This window comes from Streptococcus australis (genome assembly GCF_015553625.1).
In the GTDB taxonomy this organism is placed as follows: domain Bacteria; phylum Bacillota; class Bacilli; order Lactobacillales; family Streptococcaceae; genus Streptococcus; species Streptococcus australis_B.
The window spans coordinates 165,249-182,223 of the sequence record NZ_JADNGY010000003.1 but is presented as its reverse complement, the minus strand read 5'-3'; the positions used below and the strand labels follow the sequence as shown (position 1 = coordinate 182,223).

General features: G+C 43.6%; 15 protein-coding genes and 1 other annotated feature. Of the genes, 13 read left to right on the top strand and 2 right to left on the bottom strand.

Features of this window, described 5'->3' with window-relative positions:
• Positions 1 to 6 precede the first annotated feature (6 nt).
• Entirely contained in the window at positions 7 to 1,227 is a 1,221-nt protein-coding gene (gene thiI, locus I2D56_RS03860) for a tRNA uracil 4-sulfurtransferase ThiI (RefSeq protein WP_123160189.1), read from the top strand.
• Between the two features lie 127 nt (positions 1,228 to 1,354).
• Here thiI and ppdK read toward each other — a convergent pair whose 3' ends face one another.
• On the bottom strand, positions 1,355 to 3,976 hold the full coding sequence (gene ppdK, locus I2D56_RS03855; protein ID WP_195348006.1) for a pyruvate, phosphate dikinase: 2,622 nt from the start codon (positions 3,974 to 3,976) through the stop codon (positions 1,355 to 1,357).
• 240 nt (positions 3,977 to 4,216) lie between these two features.
• On the opposite strand from ppdK, the gene I2D56_RS03850 reads away from it, so the two are divergent.
• The 12 genes from I2D56_RS03850 (at position 4,217) to proC (ending at position 14,953) form a co-directional block, all read left to right on the top strand.
• Positions 4,217 to 4,855, top strand: coding sequence for a helix-turn-helix transcriptional regulator (locus tag I2D56_RS03850; protein WP_123160191.1), 639 nt, complete (start codon positions 4,217 to 4,219; stop codon positions 4,853 to 4,855).
• 2 nt (positions 4,856 to 4,857) lie between these two features.
• Entirely contained in the window at positions 4,858 to 5,670 is an 813-nt protein-coding gene (locus I2D56_RS03845; RefSeq protein WP_123160192.1) for a pyruvate, water dikinase regulatory protein, read from the top strand.
• Between the two features lie 53 nt (positions 5,671 to 5,723).
• Positions 5,724 to 7,634 carry a fructose-1,6-bisphosphatase gene (locus tag I2D56_RS03840; protein WP_123160193.1) on the top strand — a complete coding sequence of 637 codons (1,911 nt, stop codon included), beginning with the start codon at positions 5,724 to 5,726 and terminating at the stop codon, positions 7,632 to 7,634.
• 199 nt (positions 7,635 to 7,833) lie between these two features.
• Positions 7,834 to 7,920 (top strand) — a sequence feature (ribosomal protein L21 leader region).
• Between the two features lie 33 nt (positions 7,921 to 7,953).
• Positions 7,954 to 8,268: a 50S ribosomal protein L21 gene (gene rplU / locus I2D56_RS03835; protein ID WP_003007734.1), complete on the top strand. Its 315-nt coding sequence runs from the start codon at positions 7,954 to 7,956 to the stop codon at positions 8,266 to 8,268.
• A gap of 15 nt (positions 8,269 to 8,283) precedes the next feature.
• On the top strand, positions 8,284 to 8,628 hold the full coding sequence (locus I2D56_RS03830; protein ID WP_006596492.1) for a ribosomal-processing cysteine protease Prp: 345 nt from the start codon (positions 8,284 to 8,286) through the stop codon (positions 8,626 to 8,628).
• Positions 8,629 to 8,644: 16 nt separating this feature from the next.
• The gene (gene rpmA, locus I2D56_RS03825) at positions 8,645 to 8,938 is read left to right on the top strand and encodes a 50S ribosomal protein L27 (RefSeq protein WP_003002805.1); all 294 of its coding nucleotides are present in this window, start codon (positions 8,645 to 8,647) and stop codon (positions 8,936 to 8,938) included.
• Between the two features lie 439 nt (positions 8,939 to 9,377).
• Positions 9,378 to 10,280 carry a LysR family transcriptional regulator gene (locus I2D56_RS03820; protein WP_023023001.1) on the top strand — a complete coding sequence of 301 codons (903 nt, stop codon included), beginning with the start codon at positions 9,378 to 9,380 and terminating at the stop codon, positions 10,278 to 10,280.
• 3 nt (positions 10,281 to 10,283) lie between these two features.
• Positions 10,284 to 10,745: a signal peptidase II gene (gene lspA, locus I2D56_RS03815; protein ID WP_023023003.1), complete on the top strand. Its 462-nt coding sequence runs from the start codon at positions 10,284 to 10,286 to the stop codon at positions 10,743 to 10,745.
• Complete coding sequence (locus I2D56_RS03810) at positions 10,735 to 11,625, top strand: RluA family pseudouridine synthase (protein ID WP_195348005.1); 891 nt, start codon at positions 10,735 to 10,737, stop codon at positions 11,623 to 11,625. Before lspA ends, I2D56_RS03810 begins: the two co-directional genes overlap by 11 nt.
• 142 nt (positions 11,626 to 11,767) lie before the next feature.
• On the top strand, positions 11,768 to 12,877 hold the full coding sequence (gene proB, locus I2D56_RS03805; protein ID WP_195348004.1) for a glutamate 5-kinase: 1,110 nt from the start codon (positions 11,768 to 11,770) through the stop codon (positions 12,875 to 12,877).
• Between the two features lie 12 nt (positions 12,878 to 12,889).
• On the top strand, positions 12,890 to 14,134 hold the full coding sequence (locus I2D56_RS03800; protein ID WP_195348003.1) for a glutamate-5-semialdehyde dehydrogenase: 1,245 nt from the start codon (positions 12,890 to 12,892) through the stop codon (positions 14,132 to 14,134).
• Positions 14,135 to 14,137: 3 nt separating this feature from the next.
• Positions 14,138 to 14,953, top strand: a complete 816-nt coding sequence (proC, locus tag I2D56_RS03795) for a pyrroline-5-carboxylate reductase (RefSeq protein ID WP_195348002.1) — start codon at positions 14,138 to 14,140, stop codon at positions 14,951 to 14,953.
• Positions 14,954 to 15,289: 336 nt separating this feature from the next.
• Here the strand turns inward: proC and I2D56_RS03790 are convergent, their stop codons facing one another.
• Positions 15,290 to 16,813, bottom strand: a complete 1,524-nt coding sequence (locus I2D56_RS03790) for an ATP-binding cassette domain-containing protein (RefSeq protein ID WP_195348001.1) — start codon at positions 16,811 to 16,813, stop codon at positions 15,290 to 15,292.
• Positions 16,814 to 16,975 lie beyond the last annotated feature (162 nt).

The window sequence follows — 16,975 nt, the reverse complement described above, 5'->3', positions numbered from 1 at the left end:
ATAACTATGCCATTAACTTATTCAGAAATTATGATCCGCTATGGGGAGCTTTCTACTAAAGGAAAGAACCGGATGCGCTTCATTAACAAATTGCGAAATAATATTTCAGATGTCTTGTCCATTTATCCAGCTGTCAAAGTGACAGCCGATCGGGACCGGGCGCATGCTTATCTAAATGGAACGGATTATGAACCGGTAGCTGAATCCCTCAAACAGGTCTTCGGGATTCAAAATTTTTCTCCAGTCTATAAGATTGAAAAATCTGTGCCTGCTCTCATAGCAGCCGTTCAAGAAATCATGCAGGAGATTTACAAGGAAGGGATGACCTTCAAGATTTCCAGCAAGCGGAGTGACCATTCTTTTGAACTGGATAGCCGAGAACTCAACCAAACCTTGGGTGGAGCTGTCTTTGAAGCTATTCCAAGTATTCAAGCTCAAATGAAAAAACCGGATATCAACCTCCAAGTAGAAATCCGGGAAGAAGCAGCCTATATCTCTTATGAAACCATTAAGGGAGCGGGTGGTTTGCCAGTTGGAACTTCTGGAAAAGGCATGCTCATGCTATCTGGTGGGATTGACTCTCCAGTAGCTGGTTATCTAGCCTTGAAGCGAGGCGTGGACATTGAAGCGGTCCACTTTGCTAGCCCACCTTATACCAGTCCGGGAGCTCTTAAAAAAGCCCACGATTTAACTCGTAAATTAACCAAGTTTGGGGGCAATATCCAGTTTATCGAAGTGCCTTTTACAGAAATCCAAGAAGAGATTAAAGCTAAGGCACCTGAAGCTTACCTTATGACCTTGACCCGTCGCTTTATGATGCGGATTACAGATCGTATCCGTCAAATCCGTGGGGGCCTAGTCATCATCAATGGGGAAAGCCTCGGTCAGGTAGCTAGTCAAACGCTAGAGAGTATGCAGGCCATCAACGCCGTGACCAATACCCCAGTTATCCGTCCAGTGGTGACCATGGATAAGTTGGAGATTATCGATATCGCCCAAGCCATCGATACCTTTGAAATCTCTATCCAGCCTTTCGAAGATTGCTGTACCATCTTTGCGCCGGACCGTCCAAAGACCAATCCAAAACTCAAAAATGCGGAGCAATATGAGGAGCGCATGGACGTGGAAGCTTTGGTCGAACGAGCAGTTGCTGGAATCATGATTACAGAGATCACTCCTCAAGCTGAAGCGGATGAAGTCGATGAGCTGATTGAGGATTTGTTGTAAAAGATGACGGTGATCGGTTCTCACTAAGAGCTCTGACCACTGACAAGAATTTGATAAAGAAAATAGCACCCTTGAAGGTAGATGCACTAGTCTAGCTTTAAGGGTGCTTTTCGAATGTAAGGGGGACTTAATTCTGACCTTCTTGGAGTGCTGCTTGAGCGACGGCTAGTCTAGCAGCAGGAACTCGGTAAGGAGAGCAGGAAACGTAAGTTACTTGAATGTCTTGGAAGAAGGAAATTGAAGAAGGATCTCCGCCAACTTCTCCACAGATACCGATGGCGAGGTTTGGTTTTACCTGACGAGCCTTGCTGATAGCAATTCTCATTAATTCACCGACGCCATCCTTATCAATTTTTTGGAAAGGGTCGAAAGAAAGAATATCCTTATCCTTGTACTGGCCAATGAATTTTCCAATATCATCACGAGAGAAGCCATAGGTCATTTGAGTCAAGTCATTGGTTCCAAAGCTGAAGAAATCGGCTTCTTGAGCTAGTTTATCAGCAGTTAGGCAGGCGCGGGGCAGTTCAATCATAGTACCAATTTCATAAGGGAATGGCTCCTGCCCATACTGCTCGAAAAGATGTTTAATATGTTGAACGAGATACTCTTTGATGCATTCGAATTCTTTTTGATCAGCAATTAAAGGAACCATGATTTCCGGCTTGATCGTTTGACCTTGGTGATGCAATTTGATGGCACTTCTAAAAATAGCTTCCGTCTGCATCTTGTAGATTTCCGGCTTAGTTATGCCGAGACGGCAACCCCGGTGTCCCAACATCGGATTACTTTCCTGCAGACCTTCGATGCGGTCGGCAAGTTTTTCAGGAGATTTTTTTAGTTTGCTTGCTAATAATGCAATTTCTTGGGAATCCCTAGGTAGGAATTCATGCATGGGTGGATCGAGCAGGCGGACAATCATTGGTTTATCTTGGACGGTTTGAAACATTTGGAAGAAATCTTTTTCTTGGAAGTCTAGGAGCCTATTGAGGGCTTCTTTTGTTTCTTCTTCGGAATCCGCTAAGATGAGGCGACGCATTTCGAGAATCCGTTCTTGTCCAAAAAACATGTGTTCCGTACGGGCTAGCCCAACGCCTTTGGCCCCAAAGTTCATTGCTGTTGTCAAGTCTTTGACGGTTTCTGCATTGGCTCGAACTTGAAGGATGGCGACTTCATCTGCCCAAGCAAGCAAGCGCTGGAGGTCTTGGTTATTTTCTACTAGAACAGTTGGAAGTTCGCCACGATAAATGCGGCCAGAATAGCCGTCGACGGAGATCAGATCTCCCTCCCTTAGGACTAGACTGCCACAGGAAAGGGTTTTGTTCTCTTCGCTAATGGTCAACTCTCCACAACCAGCGACACAGCAAGTTCCCATCCCGCGAGCTACAACAGCAGCGTGAGAAGTCATTCCCCCTTGGCTGGTGACAATGGCTTGACTGACAATCATCCCTTCAATGTCTTCTGGAGAAGTTTCTTGTCGAACAAGGATGACTTTTTTCCCTTCTTGATGGATTTCTTTAGCTCGGTCAGCAGTAAAGACAATTTGGCCGGTAGCTGCACCTGGGCTGGCTGGTAGGCCCTGAGCTAAGAAAGGTGCTTTCTCTAAAGCAGTTTCCTCAAAGACTGGATGAATCAGTTGACTGATGGAAGCAGGAGAGACTCTGAGGAGAGCTTCTTCCTTGCTAATCAGACCTTGGTCTACCATATCTAGGGCAATCTTTAACGAAGCCTTGGCTGTCCGTTTTCCATTTCGGGTTTGTAGGATGTAGAGCTTGCCTTTCTCAATGGTAAATTCAATATCCTGCATATCCTTATAGTGGTTTTCAAGGATCTTGGCGTAGTCTCTGAAAGCCTGATAGGTTTCTGGTTGGATCTCTTTTAAGGCTGCAATCGGCTCAGGCGTACGGATACCAGCGACGACATCTTCCCCTTGAGCATTCAGCAAAAATTCACCAAAAAGTTCCGCCTCACCAGTTGCAGGATTTCTAGTGAAGCAGACCCCTGTTCCGCTGGTTTGATCACTATTTCCGAAGACCATGGCTTGAACATTGACAGCTGTTCCTAAATCATGAGGGATCTGATGAAGCTCCCGGTAAATTCTAGCCCGGTTGTTATTCCAGGATTTAAAGACTGCTTGGATGGCAGCAAAGAGTTGCTCATTAGGATTCTCAGGAAATTGCTTCTTGTGTTTGGCGTAGAGATCTTTATAGCGCTGGATCAATTCTTGTTGCTGATCCAGGTCAAAATCATGGACCTTTTTATTCTGTTTTTGTTCAAATGTAGCTAGTTGCTCATCAAAAAGTCCCTTATCGATGCCATAGACTACATCAGCAAACATCTGGAGTAGACGGCGATAGCAGTTGTAGGCGAAATCAAGATTGGTTTCTTTGGCCAGTAATTGAGTCCGTTGATCATTGAGACCAAGATTGAGAATGGTATCCATCATCCCAGGCATAGAAAATTTAGCTCCGCTCCGGACAGAGACTAAGAGTAAGTGAGGATCTTCTCCTCTAAAGGACTTACCCGTTTTTTCTTCCAATTGGGCAACCGCTTTCAAAACTTCCTCTTTTAAAGAGGAATCAAAGAAGTCAGGATGATCGAGGTACTGGATACAACTTTTAGTAGTGATGGTAAATCCAGGAGGAACTGGTAGTCCCAAATGGCTCATCTCTGCCAGATTGGCCCCTTTTCCACCTAGGAGATCTTTGTCATTTGCGCTTCCTTCTTCGAAGGAATAAATCCATTTTGTCATATAAGCCTCCAAAAAAACTAAATATGTGTCACAATTAAGACAAAATCATTGTAATATACATCACATATATTTGTCAAATAAAAAATGCATCTTTTTTTGTTGACTATTTAGATCATTCTGCTATAATATTCAGTAAAAATGATGATTATTTAAAAGTGGAGGTTGGATATATTACCAATATTTCATTGGGTATGTCTTATATAACCATCGTAGAGATAGAAATAGAAAGGCTAGGAAATTTTGAAATTAAGTGAACGTCAAAAGAAAATAGTTGAAATTGTAAAATTGCATCAGCCCTTAAGCGGAGAGAAGATTTCTGAGTTATTGGATATTTCAAGAGCGACCCTTCGCCCGGATTTGTCCTTTCTGACCTTGGTTGGCATTTTGAAAGCTACACCAAAAATTGGTTATACCTACTCTGGATTAGATCTCGAGACGCTTTTCTTTTTTGATACTTTTCAAAAAGAAGTGGCAGAGATTATGACCTCTCCAGTTTTAGTCACCCATGATTCCTATATTCAGGATGCCATTATCACCCTATTTATGTATGATGCTGATGTCCTCTATGTTATCGATGAAGGCAAGCTCTTACTGGGAATTATGTCCCGTAAAGATTTATTGAGGGCATCTCTCAATTCGAGTATCCAGACGACCCCTGTAGCAGTTTGTATGACTCGAATGCCACATATCATTACCTGTACTAAAGATATGAACATCTTAGAAGCGGCTGCCCTACTGCAAGATCATGCCATCGATTCCTTACCAGTAGTCGATGAGGAGAATGACCGAAAAATTGTGGGAACGGTGACCAAATCAGCCTTGCTCGATTACATTATCCTACAAGCAAGAAATGCCGAACTGAAGAGTGAAGAGGAATAAATATGAAAAAAGAGATCATTGTATATAGTATTTCAGATTCTTTGGGTGGGACTTCCCAAAAATTATTGTCAGCAGTTACCGCACAATATCCAGATATCATTTTTAATAATAGTTATCGTTTTCCTTTTATCAATCAAGAAGAGGAACTCTTGGATATCTTATATGATGCCTTGAAGGATAATGCACTTGTCATCAGCACTTTGGTCAATAGTCAGTTAGCATCAGTAGCTAGAGAATTTAGCCAAAAAAATGGTTTGGCTTATTTGGATCTTATGCATCCATTTTTTGAAATTATCGAAGAAAAGACTGGTACCAGACCAATAGAAGTTCCAGGAACCTTGCACCGCTTGGACAGTGATTATTTTAAGAAAATTTCAGCAATTGAATTCGCTGTTAAATATGATGATGGTAAGGCACCTCAGGGGTTTTTAGAAGCCGATTTAGTCCTGCTTGGTGTTTCTCGTACCTCAAAAACTCCCCTGAGTATTTACCTGGCCAATAAGGGCTACAAGGTTGCAAATCTGCCTTTGATCCCAGAAGTTCCTTTACCTCAGGTCTTAGATAAGGTTGATTCTCGTCGCTTGATTGGTCTGATCTGTGAGCCTGAAAAATTAATGAAAGTTCGAAGCCATCGCTTGGATTCTTTAGGGTTAACGCAAGAAACAAGTTATACGGATTTAGAAAAAATTTATCAAGAATTGGATTATTCCAAGAAGGTTTTTAAACAATTTGGCGCTCAAATCATCAATATGACAGATAAATCGATTGAAGAGACAGCTTTCCTAATTGAAGAGGAATTAAAGAAGATGAACTGATTCTTGAATCAGCGTAGATGAAGTTGTAAATAGAGAATCCTTGGAGAGTTAATATGGAGCAATATAAGCGTATTTTACTAGAGAAATTTGATTCTCGTCAAAAAGTCATTACTGAACTTACTAATCTTGAGGCCATTTTAAACCTACCAAAAGGGACAGAGCTTTACATTAGTGATATTCATGGAGAATTTGCAGCTTTTGATTATATTTTGAGGAGTTGTGCTGGAATTTTAAATGAAAAAATCAATGACTGCTTTGGAGCTTCATTGACACAAGAGGAAAAGAATACACTGTCAGCTCTGGTATCTTATCCAGAAAGGGTTTTGGAACAAGTGAATAAGGAGAAAGAGTGGTATAAATCAACGATTTCTCAGCTCTTAACTCTATTGAGTTTTGTAGCGGCTAAATATAGCCGTTCCAAACTTAGAAAGGCCTTGCCTCAGGAATATGCCTATATCATAGAAGAACTGATCTATAGTGATCTTACACTAGCTGATAAACATTCTTATTTCCACACTATCTTAAGTTATCTTATTGAACTAGGAGAAGCAGATCCCTTTATCTTGGGAATTGCCAGCAGTATTCGTCGCTTATTGATTGATCACCTGCATGTGGTAGGAGATATTTTTGATAGAGGGGTTGGAAGTGCCCAGGTAATGGATGAGCTCCTTGATTTTCATTCTTTAGACATTCAATGGGGCAATCACGATATCATTTGGATGGGGGCTTACTTTGGGTCCGAGGCATGTTTATTGAATGTATTGCGCATTGCAGCACGATACGGTTACTTATGGGATATCGAAAAAGCTTACGGCTTAAACATTCGTTCTTTAACCTTATTTGCGGATAAAACCTACAAAGCCAATCCTAAGTTTAGGCCCATCCTAGGGACAAGGGCGGAGGAATTTACATCTGAAGAAATATTGCAACTGGAAAAGGTCCATCAAGCGCTGGCTATTCTCCAATTTAAGTTAGAAACTCAATTGATGAAGAGACGGCCAGAATTTCAGATGGACAATCAAATCCTCCTGGATAAAATTGATTATTGGAAGAACTCAATCACCATTGACGGGAACAGCTATTCCTTGCAAAACACCTGCTTCCAAACCATAGATCAGGCAAACCCTTCTGAATTAAGCATAGAGGAAAAACAAATAGTGGATAGCATGTTGGCTTCCTTCCAAGGATCTCCAAAAATGGCCAAACATATGGAGCTCTTAATGAAAAAGGGTTCCATGTATAAGGTTTACAATCATCACTTGCTGTTTCACGGCTGTATTCCCTTAAAACCTTCTGGGGAATTTCAACCTCTAGTTCTTCATCAAGCCCAGTATGCTGGGAAAGAATTACTAGACTTTTTCGAATACCATATTCGACTTGCAGCAAAAAATAAAGAAGTTGGGGATGACCTTTCAACGGATTTGGTATGGTATTGCTGGCGAGGGCCATTATCTCCCCTCTTTGGGAAGGATAAGATGACGACCTTTGAACGGTATTTTATTGAGGAGGCAGAAACGCATAAGGAAGTAGAAAATGAGTATTTTAGCTATCGCAATTCAAGAAAGATTTGCCAAATCATTTTAGAGGAATTTGGTCTTGAAACGGACTTATCTCGTATTGTGAATGGCCATACACCTGTTAAGACAGGAAAAGGAGAATCTCCCATTCGGGGTGAAGGTCTGCTCTTTGTCATTGATGGGGGGCTATGCGAAGCATATCAAAAGAAGACAGGTACAGCAGGATATTCACTCCTTAATAATTCTTATGGTTTTCAACTGGTCACCCATCAGCCCTTCCAAGATATTCAAAAGGTTGTAGATTCGCCATTTGAGCAAACTTCCTTGAAGAAGGTGATCGAAGACCTGGAGGATCGTACCCTCATTCAATCAACCACTATCGGTCAGAACTTACTAGAACAACAGCAAGAACTGATCCAATTGCTCCATGAGTTTTATGATGCTTGACATCATTCACCAAAAGAACAAATAAAAGAGGAAAAAGAATCGTAAATAGTTTTTTATAAAGATAGCCAAGAGCCTTTTGTAGCCATTTAATTCTTTTAAAGACTTAAAATAATTTTTTAAAAGAAAATCCGTTTTCAAGGGACAAAAATGCTTGTCTTTGTCTGATAGAAGTGATATACTTATAGAGTTGACTATGCACATGCCTGTGCAACCGCTCGATCATCGTTGCTCATCCCTTGAGCTTAAGAGGTTCGTCCCACGATGCTAGGCGAGTCTTCACAAAATACGGGGAAACCCAAAAATACATAGGAGGTGCATAATGAGCACATACGCAATCATTAAAACTGGCGGAAAACAAGTTAAAGTTGAAGTTGGTCAAGCAGTCTACGTTGAAAAATTGAACGTTGAAGCTGGTCAAGAAGTTACATTTAACGAAGTTGTTCTTGTTGGTGGTGAAAACACTGTTGTCGGAACTCCACTTGTTTCAGGAGCTACTGTTGTTGGAACTGTTGAAAAACAAGGAAAACAAAAGAAAGTTGTTACTTACAAGTACAAACCTAAAAAAGGTAGCCACCGTAAACAAGGTCACCGTCAACCTTACACTAAAGTTGTCATCAACGCAATCAACGCTTAATTCTTAGGAGAACACATGATACAAGCAGTCTTTGAACGAGCCGAAGATGGCGAGCTGAGGAGTGCAGAAATTACTGGTCACGCCGAAAGTGGCGAATACGGCTTAGATGTCGTGTGTGCATCGGTTTCTACGCTTGCCATTAACTTTGTCAACTCTGTTGAGAAATTTGCAGGCTATGAACCGGAACTAGAATTAAACGAAGAAGAGGGTGGCTTCATGCGGGTAACAATCCCGACAGACATTCCACCTCACCAAAGAGAAATGACCCAACTATTCTTTGAATCATTTTTCTTAGGGATGGCAAACTTATCGGAGAACTCATCCGAGTTCGTCCAAACAAGAGTTATCACAGAAAACTAACTGGAGGAAAACAATTATGTTGAAATTGAATCTTGCTAACTTGCAACTTTTCGCCCACAAAAAAGGTGGAGGTTCTACATCAAACGGACGTGATTCACAAGCAAAACGTCTTGGAGCTAAAGCAGCTGATGGACAAACTGTAACAGGTGGATCTATCCTTTACCGTCAACGCGGTACTCACATCTACCCAGGTGTGAACGTTGGACGTGGTGGAGACGATACTTTGTTCGCTAAAGTTGAAGGCGTAGTACGCTTCGAACGCAAAGGTCGCGATAAGAAACAAGTTTCTGTTTACCCAATCGCAAAATAATTTGTATTCAAAAACTCTCTGATTGATCAGAGAGTTTTTTTATGATATGTGTTAACTATTAGTTGGTTAGTTGATCTCTAATAATTATCTCTATATTTCATAGATTTAGATTATAGAAAAATCTTTTAAACTTTCCTTAGGTGAGTACGGACGTCAGCGAACTTCGTAGAAGTTCCATGACTTAGTTTTGAACCTAAAGTTTCAAAACTCCCGAATGCTTGAAACGCCACTGTTTCAAGCATTTTTCTCACGGCGGAAAGTTTCAAAATTTGCTTGTATAACTCCATAAATTAGAAATTATTTAATGCTTAACAGTTTCCTTATCATTTTTACGAGCATTATTTCAACTCCTAGTAGATCTCTTTCGATTGAAGTCCCCAACTTTTTTCATCCTCTAGATTATGGTATAATGGAGTGATATTGTTAGAAGGAAGAAGACATGAATATTCAACAATTACGCTATGTTGTCGCGATTGCCAATAGTGGCACTTTTCGTGAAGCAGCTGAAAAAATGTACGTCAGTCAGCCGAGTCTATCAATCTCTGTGAGAGACTTGGAAAAGGAACTGGGCTTTAAGATTTTTCGTCGGACTAGTTCAGGGACTTTCTTGACCCGCCGGGGAATGGAATTTTATGAAAAGGCCCAAGAATTGGTTAAGGGCTTTGATGTTTTTCAAAACCAGTATGCCAATCCTGAGGATGAAAAGAAGGAATTCTCGATCTCGAGTCAGCACTATGATTTCCTTCCTCCTTTGATTACCCAATTCTCTGTCCTTTATCCTGAGAACAAAGACTTCCGGATCTTTGAGTCGACCACGGTTCAAATCTTGGATGAAGTAGCTCAAGGTCACAGTGAATTAGGGATTATCTACCTCAACAAGCAAAATACTAAAGGGATCATGCAACGGGTGGATAAATTGGGCTTGGAAGTCATTGACCTCATTCCATTCCAGACTCATATCTATCTGCGCAAGGGTCATCCATTAGCCAAGAAAGAATCCTTAGTGATGGAGGATTTGGCACACTTACCGACCGTTCGCTTTACCCAGGAAAAGGATGAGTATCTCTACTATTCAGAGAACTTTGTGGATACTAGTAGCAGTTCCCAACTCTTCAATGTGACAGACCGAGCGACCCTGAATGGGATCCTAGAGCGGACCGATGCCTATGCGACTGGTTCTGGCTTCTTGGATAGCCAGTCGGTGAATGGCATTACTGTCATCCCCTTGATCGATGATCTGGATAATAAAATGGTCTATGTCAAACGGGAAGAGGTAGATCTCTCACCAGTGGCTGAGAAGTTTGTCCAAGTTATGGAAGCCTACTTTGATGAGAAGAGGTAGGCCATGAAGAGAAAAGTAAGTATTCTTATCAGTATCCTCCTCCTGATTGCCTTGGATCAAGCTGTTAAGTGGTATGTCGTCAAGGCAATCCCACTGGGGGGCATGCGTACCTTCATTCCCAAAGTAGTCAGCCTGACCTATCTAAAGAATTCAGGTGCCGCCTTTTCCATGTTAGAAAACCAACAGTGGTTTTTTGCCATCATAACTTTGATTGCGATGGGGGCAGCCTTTGTCTACCTTTATCGTCACATCAAAGGTTCCATTTGGCTCTTGTTGGGATTGACCCTGATTATTTCAGGGGGAATCGGCAACTTTATTGACCGGGTTCGTCAGGGCTTTGTCGTCGATATGTTTCACCTGGATTTTATGAATTTTGCCATTTTTAATGTAGCAGATATTTATTTAACCGTCGGTGTGGGATTGTTACTGATTTATCTTTTAAGAGAGGAGAGCCATGGAAGTTAGAGTGGAAGTCGCTGGAGCGCGACTGGATAAGGCCGTCTCAGAGTTGACTGAACTCTCACGTGGCTTGGCTAATGAGCAGATCAAGGAAGGAAAAATCCTTGTCAACGGTCAAGTCAAAAAGGCCAAATATACCGTAAAGGAAGGGGATGTCATCAGCTATGAAGTTCCTCAAGTTGAAGAAGTGACCTATGAAGCAGAAGATATTCCCTTGGAAATCGTCTATCAGGATGCGGATGTCGCAGTGGTTAATAAACCTCAAGGCATGGTGGTCCATCCTAGTGCTGGTCATACCAGTGGGACTCTGGTCAATGCCCTCATGTATCACATCAAAGACTTATCAGGGATCAATGGCGAGCTTCGTCCGGGTATCGTCCATCGGATTGACAAGGACACCTCTGGCCTCCTCATGGTGGCTAAGAACGATGCAGCCCATGTAGCACTGGCAGATGAGCTCAAGGCTAAGAAGTCTCTGCGCAAGTATTGGGCCATTGTCCATGGTAATTTACCTAATGATCGGGGTGTCATTGAGGCGCCGATTGGGCGAAGTGACAAGGACCGCAAGAAGCAAGCTGTGACAGCTAAAGGAAAACCAGCTCTGACCCGTTTCCATGTCTTGGAGCGTTTCGGAGATTATAGCTTGGTCGAGCTGCAATTGGAGACAGGACGGACCCACCAGATTCGGGTTCACATGGCCTACATTGGCCATCCGGTCGCTGGTGATGAAGTCTATGGCCCTCGAAAGACTTTGAAAGGCCATGGCCAATTCCTTCATGCTAAGACACTGGGCTTTACCCATCCACGGACGGGAGAAGTCATGGAGTTTTCAGTGGAGGTACCGAAAATTTTCCAAGAAACCTTGGAGCAGCTCCGTCAAGGATAAGCATTCAATCATCAAAACGAGTTTACCTCTTGTGGTTCAAACTCGTTTTTTTGTGGGGAAACGGCGCTCCTGGTCTGCTCTTAGTAATTTTTAAGGCTTTCATGGTATAATGTTACAATCGAATACTCTGGAGAATGAATGGATGAAGAATAAGCGTATTGTGTTTAAGGTAGGGACCTCTTCCCTGACCAATCAAGATGGGAGCTTGTCTCGGAGCAAGGTCAAGGCCATCACCCAGCAACTAGCTCTCTTACATGAGCAAGGGCATGAATTGATTTTGGTCTCTTCGGGGGCGATTGCGGCTGGTTTTGGTGCGCTTGGCTTTAAAAAACGCCCGACCAAAATCGCAGACAAGCAGGCTTCTGCAGCAGTTGGCCAAGGGTTGCTGTTAGAAGAATATACCTCTAATCTACTGGTACGCGACATCGTATCTGCCCAGGTCCTCTTGACCCAGGATGACTTTGTTGACCAACGCCGCTATAAAAATGCCCACCAGGCCCTTTCTGTCCTCTTGCAAAGAGGGGCCATTCCGATTATCAATGAGAACGATACAGTTTCGATTGAAGAACTCAAGGTTGGAGACAACGATACCCTGAGTGCCCAAGTGGCAGCCATGGTTCAGGCAGATCTCTTGGTCTTGCTAACGGATGTGGATGGACTCTATACAGGGCATCCTCAAAAGGATCCGACTGCCAAACGCTTGGAGCGGATTGACTCAATCAGCAAGGACATTATCGAGATGGCCGGTGGAGCAGGCTCAAGCAATGGGACAGGAGGCATGCTGACAAAAATTAAAGCAGCCACCATTGCCACAGAGTCAGGAGTTCCTGTTTATATCTGTTCATCCTTGAAAGAAGACGCTCTTCTAGATGCGGCAGAGAAAACTCAGGATGGCAGCTATTTTACAGCTCAGGATAAGTTTTTGCGCAATCAGAAACAATGGCTGGCCTTCTATGCGCCTAGTCAAGGGTCTGTATGGCTGGATCAAGGAGCGGTTAAGGCTGTTAAAGAAGAGGGCAAGAGTATCCTTGTGTCTGGTGTGGTAAAGGTTGAGGGAGCCTTCTCTTTCTCCGATATTATCACGGTTCATGATGCAGAGACTGGACAGGTCATTGGGAAAGGGCGTACCCGCATAGGGGCTGCTGCCATTAAAGATTTGCTCCATGGTCAAAAGCCAAAGGGCATCGTCATTCACCGGGATGATTGGATTACCATCACACCTGAAGTAGAACTCTTATTTACAGAATTTTAAAGGAGGGATTAGATGGAGACGATCGATCAGATTCGCCTGGCTAAACAGGCCAAAAAAAGTATTAATACTGCAACAAGTGATGAGAAAAATAAAGCCTTAAGAGCGATGGCCGACGCCTTGGTTGACGCAACAGCTGATATTTTGGCTGCTAATCAATTGGATATGGAAGATGCTCGGGGCCGGATTTCGGAGGTAATGCTGGATCGCCTGCTCTTGACAGAAGAGCGGATTCAAGCCATGGCTGATGGAATTCTCCAAGTGGCTGCCCTACCCGATCCAGTGGGAGAACTCTTAGAGGAGCGGACCCTGGAGAACGGTTTGGTCATTCAGAAGAAACGCGTGGCCATGGGGGTCATTGGGATTATCTATGAAAGTCGTCCCAACGTGACCTCTGATGCAGCAGCCTTGGCCCTGAAAAGCGGGAGTGCGGTTGTCCTTCGCAGTGGCAAGGATGCCTATCAGACAGCCCATGCCATCGTTAACGCCTTAAAAACAGGCTTGCAAGCGACCACTATTGATCCTGCTGTCCTCCAGTTGGTCGAAGATACCAGTCGGGAGAGCAGTCTGGTCATGATGAAGGCCAAGGGGGATTTAGACCTTCTTATTCCACGTGGGGGAGCTGGCTTGATCCAGGCAGTCGTAGAGCAAGCAATTGTCCCTGTGATTGAGACAGGGACTGGGATTGTTCACGTCTATGTCGATCAAACGGCAGATTTAGACAAGGCTCTCAGTATCATCCAGAATGCCAAGACCAGCCGACCATCCGTCTGCAATGCTATGGAAGTCCTCTTGGTGCATGAAGCTATTGCTGGTGACTTTCTGCCACTAGTGAAGAAAGTCTTGGTAGACGAGGCTCCGGTACCAGTGGAAATGCGTTTGGATGCTCAAGCTCAGCAAATCATTGACGGTTCACCAGCTTCTGAGACTGACTTTGATACGGAATTCTTAGATTATGTCATGGCCGTGAAGGTCGTCCCTTCTGTAGAAGAAGCCATCGTTCATATCGGAGCCCACAGTACCCACCATTCAGATGCCATTGTCTCTGAAGATCCAAGAGCCATTGAGCTCTTCAGCAACCAAGTTGACTCGGCAGCCGTTTATGTCAATGCTTCGACCCGCTTCACAGATGGCGGAGAGTTTGGTCTAGGCTGTGAGATGGGGATCTCGACCCAGAAGTTGCATGCGCGTGGTCCTATGGGCTTGCGTGAGTTGACCAGCTATAAGTATCTGGTCACTGGAAACGGTCAAGTGAGGTAAGAGATGAAAGTAGCATTTATTGGACTAGGAAACATGGGCACTAGTCTGGCCAAAGCGGTCGCAAAAGAAGTGGCTGCCCCAGACCTACTCTTGGTCAATCGTTCCCCTCAAAAGGTTCAAGATTTTATCAGCCAGTGTGGGGGCACAGCATCTTCTCTTCAACAGGCCTTTGAAGAGGCGGAGGTTATCTTCTTGGGGGTCAAACCCTACCAAATCTGCCCCCTCCTAGAAGACTATCAGGAGGTCTTGAGTCAACGCTCCGATCTGTTACTGATTTCCATGGCGGCGGGTCTGGGATTGGAGAAGATGGCAGGTGTGGTTAAAAATGACCGGGTGGGGCTCATTCGCATCATGCCCAATATGCCCGTAGCTATTGGTCAAGGTGTCATCAGTCTGGTTCGCTCCCAAATAGTAACAGACCAGCAAGTAGCCCAAGTCAAACAGCTCTTAGCAAGAGCAGGGGCTCTCTACGAAATCGAGGAAAAATTGATGGATCCTGCAACGTCTGTGGCAGGCTGTGGTCCAGCCTTTGTCTATCAAATGATCGAAGCCATGGCAGATGCAGGAGTGAGTTTAGGGCTTTCGCGAGAGAAAGCCTTGCAGATGGCTGCCCAGACCTTCCGAGGAGCCAGTCAAATGGTCTTAGAGACAGGCGAGCACCCAGCCCGCTTGAGAGACGCGGTTTGTAGTCCAGGCGGCTCTACTATCGCAGGAGTCAACCGATTGGAACAAGTCGGCTTACGGGGCGATATTATTGCCGGCGTGGAAGCGGCCTACAAACGCACCCAAGAAATGGGACAAGAGGCAGCGAAAAAGTAGAAAAAAAGATTAGTTTTAGCCAATTATTCAAATTGAAGATAAAGTCCTCTAAGAAACTTTCCTTAGGTGAGAACGGACGTCAGCGAACTTCTTCGAAGTTCCATGACTAATTATTGAGCCCCTTCGCTCTTTAATTTCCGGGCTCAGGCTAAAACAGTTTCCCAAACTGTTTTACTCTCAATAATTCTGAGTGCCTGAGACCATTAAGTTTCAGGCACTTTTCTCACGGCGGAATGTTTCAGTAGAGGATTGGATATCTCTGGATTTGTTAGATTTATATAAATGAACAGTTTTGTCAACGTTTTCTAAGATTGGTTTTGTCCAATCTTTTTTACGTTAGAGCGACTCTATCTCTACTAAACCATTTTCAGTTAGACGATAGATTTTTTGGCAGACTTCCTTAAGGAAGGTCCGATCGTGGGAGACGGTAACCAGTCCACCTGGATAGTCTGCGAATAGGCGTCGAATTTCTGGTTGGGAAGTGGGGGAAAAATTACGAGTAGGCTCGTCCAAGAGCAGAAACTGGGGTCTTGTGAGTACTAATTGAAGGAGGAAGAGTTTTCCTTGCTGGCCACCAGAAAGTTCAGAGATAGGATGGTGCATTTCAGAATAAGTAAAGTTGAGGGAGGCTAAATGCAATTGAATGGTGTTGATTTCTTCGCGATCACCTGAATGCTGTAGAAATTGAACGGGTGTCTGAGTTAGAGGGAGGAGTTCAGTGTAATCTTGAGGCATATAGGCAGTGCGGATACTCTCATTCTTCTGTAAAATCTCCCAAATCATTTTTAGGAAAGTGGATTTTCCAACACCGTTGGAACCGATAATCCCTATCTTATCCTGCCCATGAAGAGTGAGGGAGAGGTTCTTGACTAGGACACGATCACCAATTGCAAGCTCTTCCTGATCTAAGAGAAGGACACGTTTTTGAGGAGACAAGGGAGTAAGGGAAGGGAAATGCAGATTAATGATTTCCTCATCATAGGGTTGGGAAGTCATGGATTGGAATTCTCGCTCATAGCGCTTTTCCTGTGATAGGAGAGTCTTCATTTTCTTTGCTAGGAGACGTCCAGCAGTGCTATCTTTGGTATTTCGTAAGGAGGTTTCGACTTGCTGGCGGACGCGACGGTGTTTCTCCATTGTTTTTTTGTAGGCTCGTTGATCATTGGCAGCTTGCTGAGACTGTTGCTTAAATTGTTGTTCCCTCTGGCTGCTGTAGTCTTGATAGCCTAGGTGCTCCACGATGGTTTCAGCCTCCTTACGGTGTTTGATCTGTCTTAAGTGTATGATAGTATCCGCCGTCTGAGTCAAAAAATCCTCATGATGGGAAATAAATAGAATGGTTTGGGGGCTTGTTTGGATCATCTGCTGGAGCCAGTCCAGGGTCTCTAAATCTAGATCGTTTGAGGGTTCATCTAAAAATAGCAATTCATGAGGACGACAAAGTTCGTGAAGAAGTTGGACCTTGAGGGCTTCTCCTCCAGATAGACTTCCGATGGTTTGATCGCTTGCAAAGCGGTCGCTATTAAAATGCAATTGATCAGCCAGTCTGTAGAGGCTGGCATAGTCTAGCTCGTCCTCTCCAAAAAAATATTCTCCCAAAGTTTTTCCCTTCAATGCTTCCGGCAAAGACTGGGGAATATAGGCATAGGAGTGAAAGGAAGTGGTGATTTCTCCTTCTATGGTCAGATAATCTGGTAGAGATTTTGGGGACATGAGGACCTGAAGTAAGGAAGATTTTCCATTCCCTTCTTCGCCAATAATAGCAACTTTTTCTCCTTCATGTATGGTTAGGGACAGATTACGTACTAGATCGCGTAAATCTTTTGTATGGTGGATAGTGAGGTGGGATAGTTTTAGCATAAGATTCCTTTCTACTGGGACAAAAAACAGCTCTACCTATTTAGTAGAGCTGTATTCAAGCGGAACCCAAGTAGAAAAAGACCTAATTTAGCCAACAAAAGGTTGGAGAATAGGCGAGAGGGTACACAAAAAGAGATAGAACAAGCAGTCCACTAAATAAAG

Coding starts and splice junctions, on each gene's coding strand:
- thiI (WP_123160189.1), top strand. CDS start 7: ATGCCATTAACTTATTCAGAAATTATGATCCGCTATGGGGAGCTTTCT.
- ppdK (WP_195348006.1), bottom strand. CDS start 3,976: ATGACAAAATGGATTTATTCCTTCGAAGAAGGAAGCGCAAATGACAAA.
- I2D56_RS03845 (WP_123160192.1), top strand. CDS start 4,858: ATGAAAAAAGAGATCATTGTATATAGTATTTCAGATTCTTTGGGTGGG.
- I2D56_RS03840 (WP_123160193.1), top strand. CDS start 5,724: ATGGAGCAATATAAGCGTATTTTACTAGAGAAATTTGATTCTCGTCAA.
- rplU (WP_003007734.1), top strand. CDS start 7,954: ATGAGCACATACGCAATCATTAAAACTGGCGGAAAACAAGTTAAAGTT.
- I2D56_RS03830 (WP_006596492.1), top strand. CDS start 8,284: ATGATACAAGCAGTCTTTGAACGAGCCGAAGATGGCGAGCTGAGGAGT.
- rpmA (WP_003002805.1), top strand. CDS start 8,645: ATGTTGAAATTGAATCTTGCTAACTTGCAACTTTTCGCCCACAAAAAA.
- I2D56_RS03820 (WP_023023001.1), top strand. CDS start 9,378: ATGAATATTCAACAATTACGCTATGTTGTCGCGATTGCCAATAGTGGC.
- lspA (WP_023023003.1), top strand. CDS start 10,284: ATGAAGAGAAAAGTAAGTATTCTTATCAGTATCCTCCTCCTGATTGCC.
- I2D56_RS03810 (WP_195348005.1), top strand. CDS start 10,735: ATGGAAGTTAGAGTGGAAGTCGCTGGAGCGCGACTGGATAAGGCCGTC.
- proB (WP_195348004.1), top strand. CDS start 11,768: ATGAAGAATAAGCGTATTGTGTTTAAGGTAGGGACCTCTTCCCTGACC.
- I2D56_RS03800 (WP_195348003.1), top strand. CDS start 12,890: ATGGAGACGATCGATCAGATTCGCCTGGCTAAACAGGCCAAAAAAAGT.
- proC (WP_195348002.1), top strand. CDS start 14,138: ATGAAAGTAGCATTTATTGGACTAGGAAACATGGGCACTAGTCTGGCC.
- I2D56_RS03790 (WP_195348001.1), bottom strand. CDS start 16,813: ATGCTAAAACTATCCCACCTCACTATCCACCATACAAAAGATTTACGC.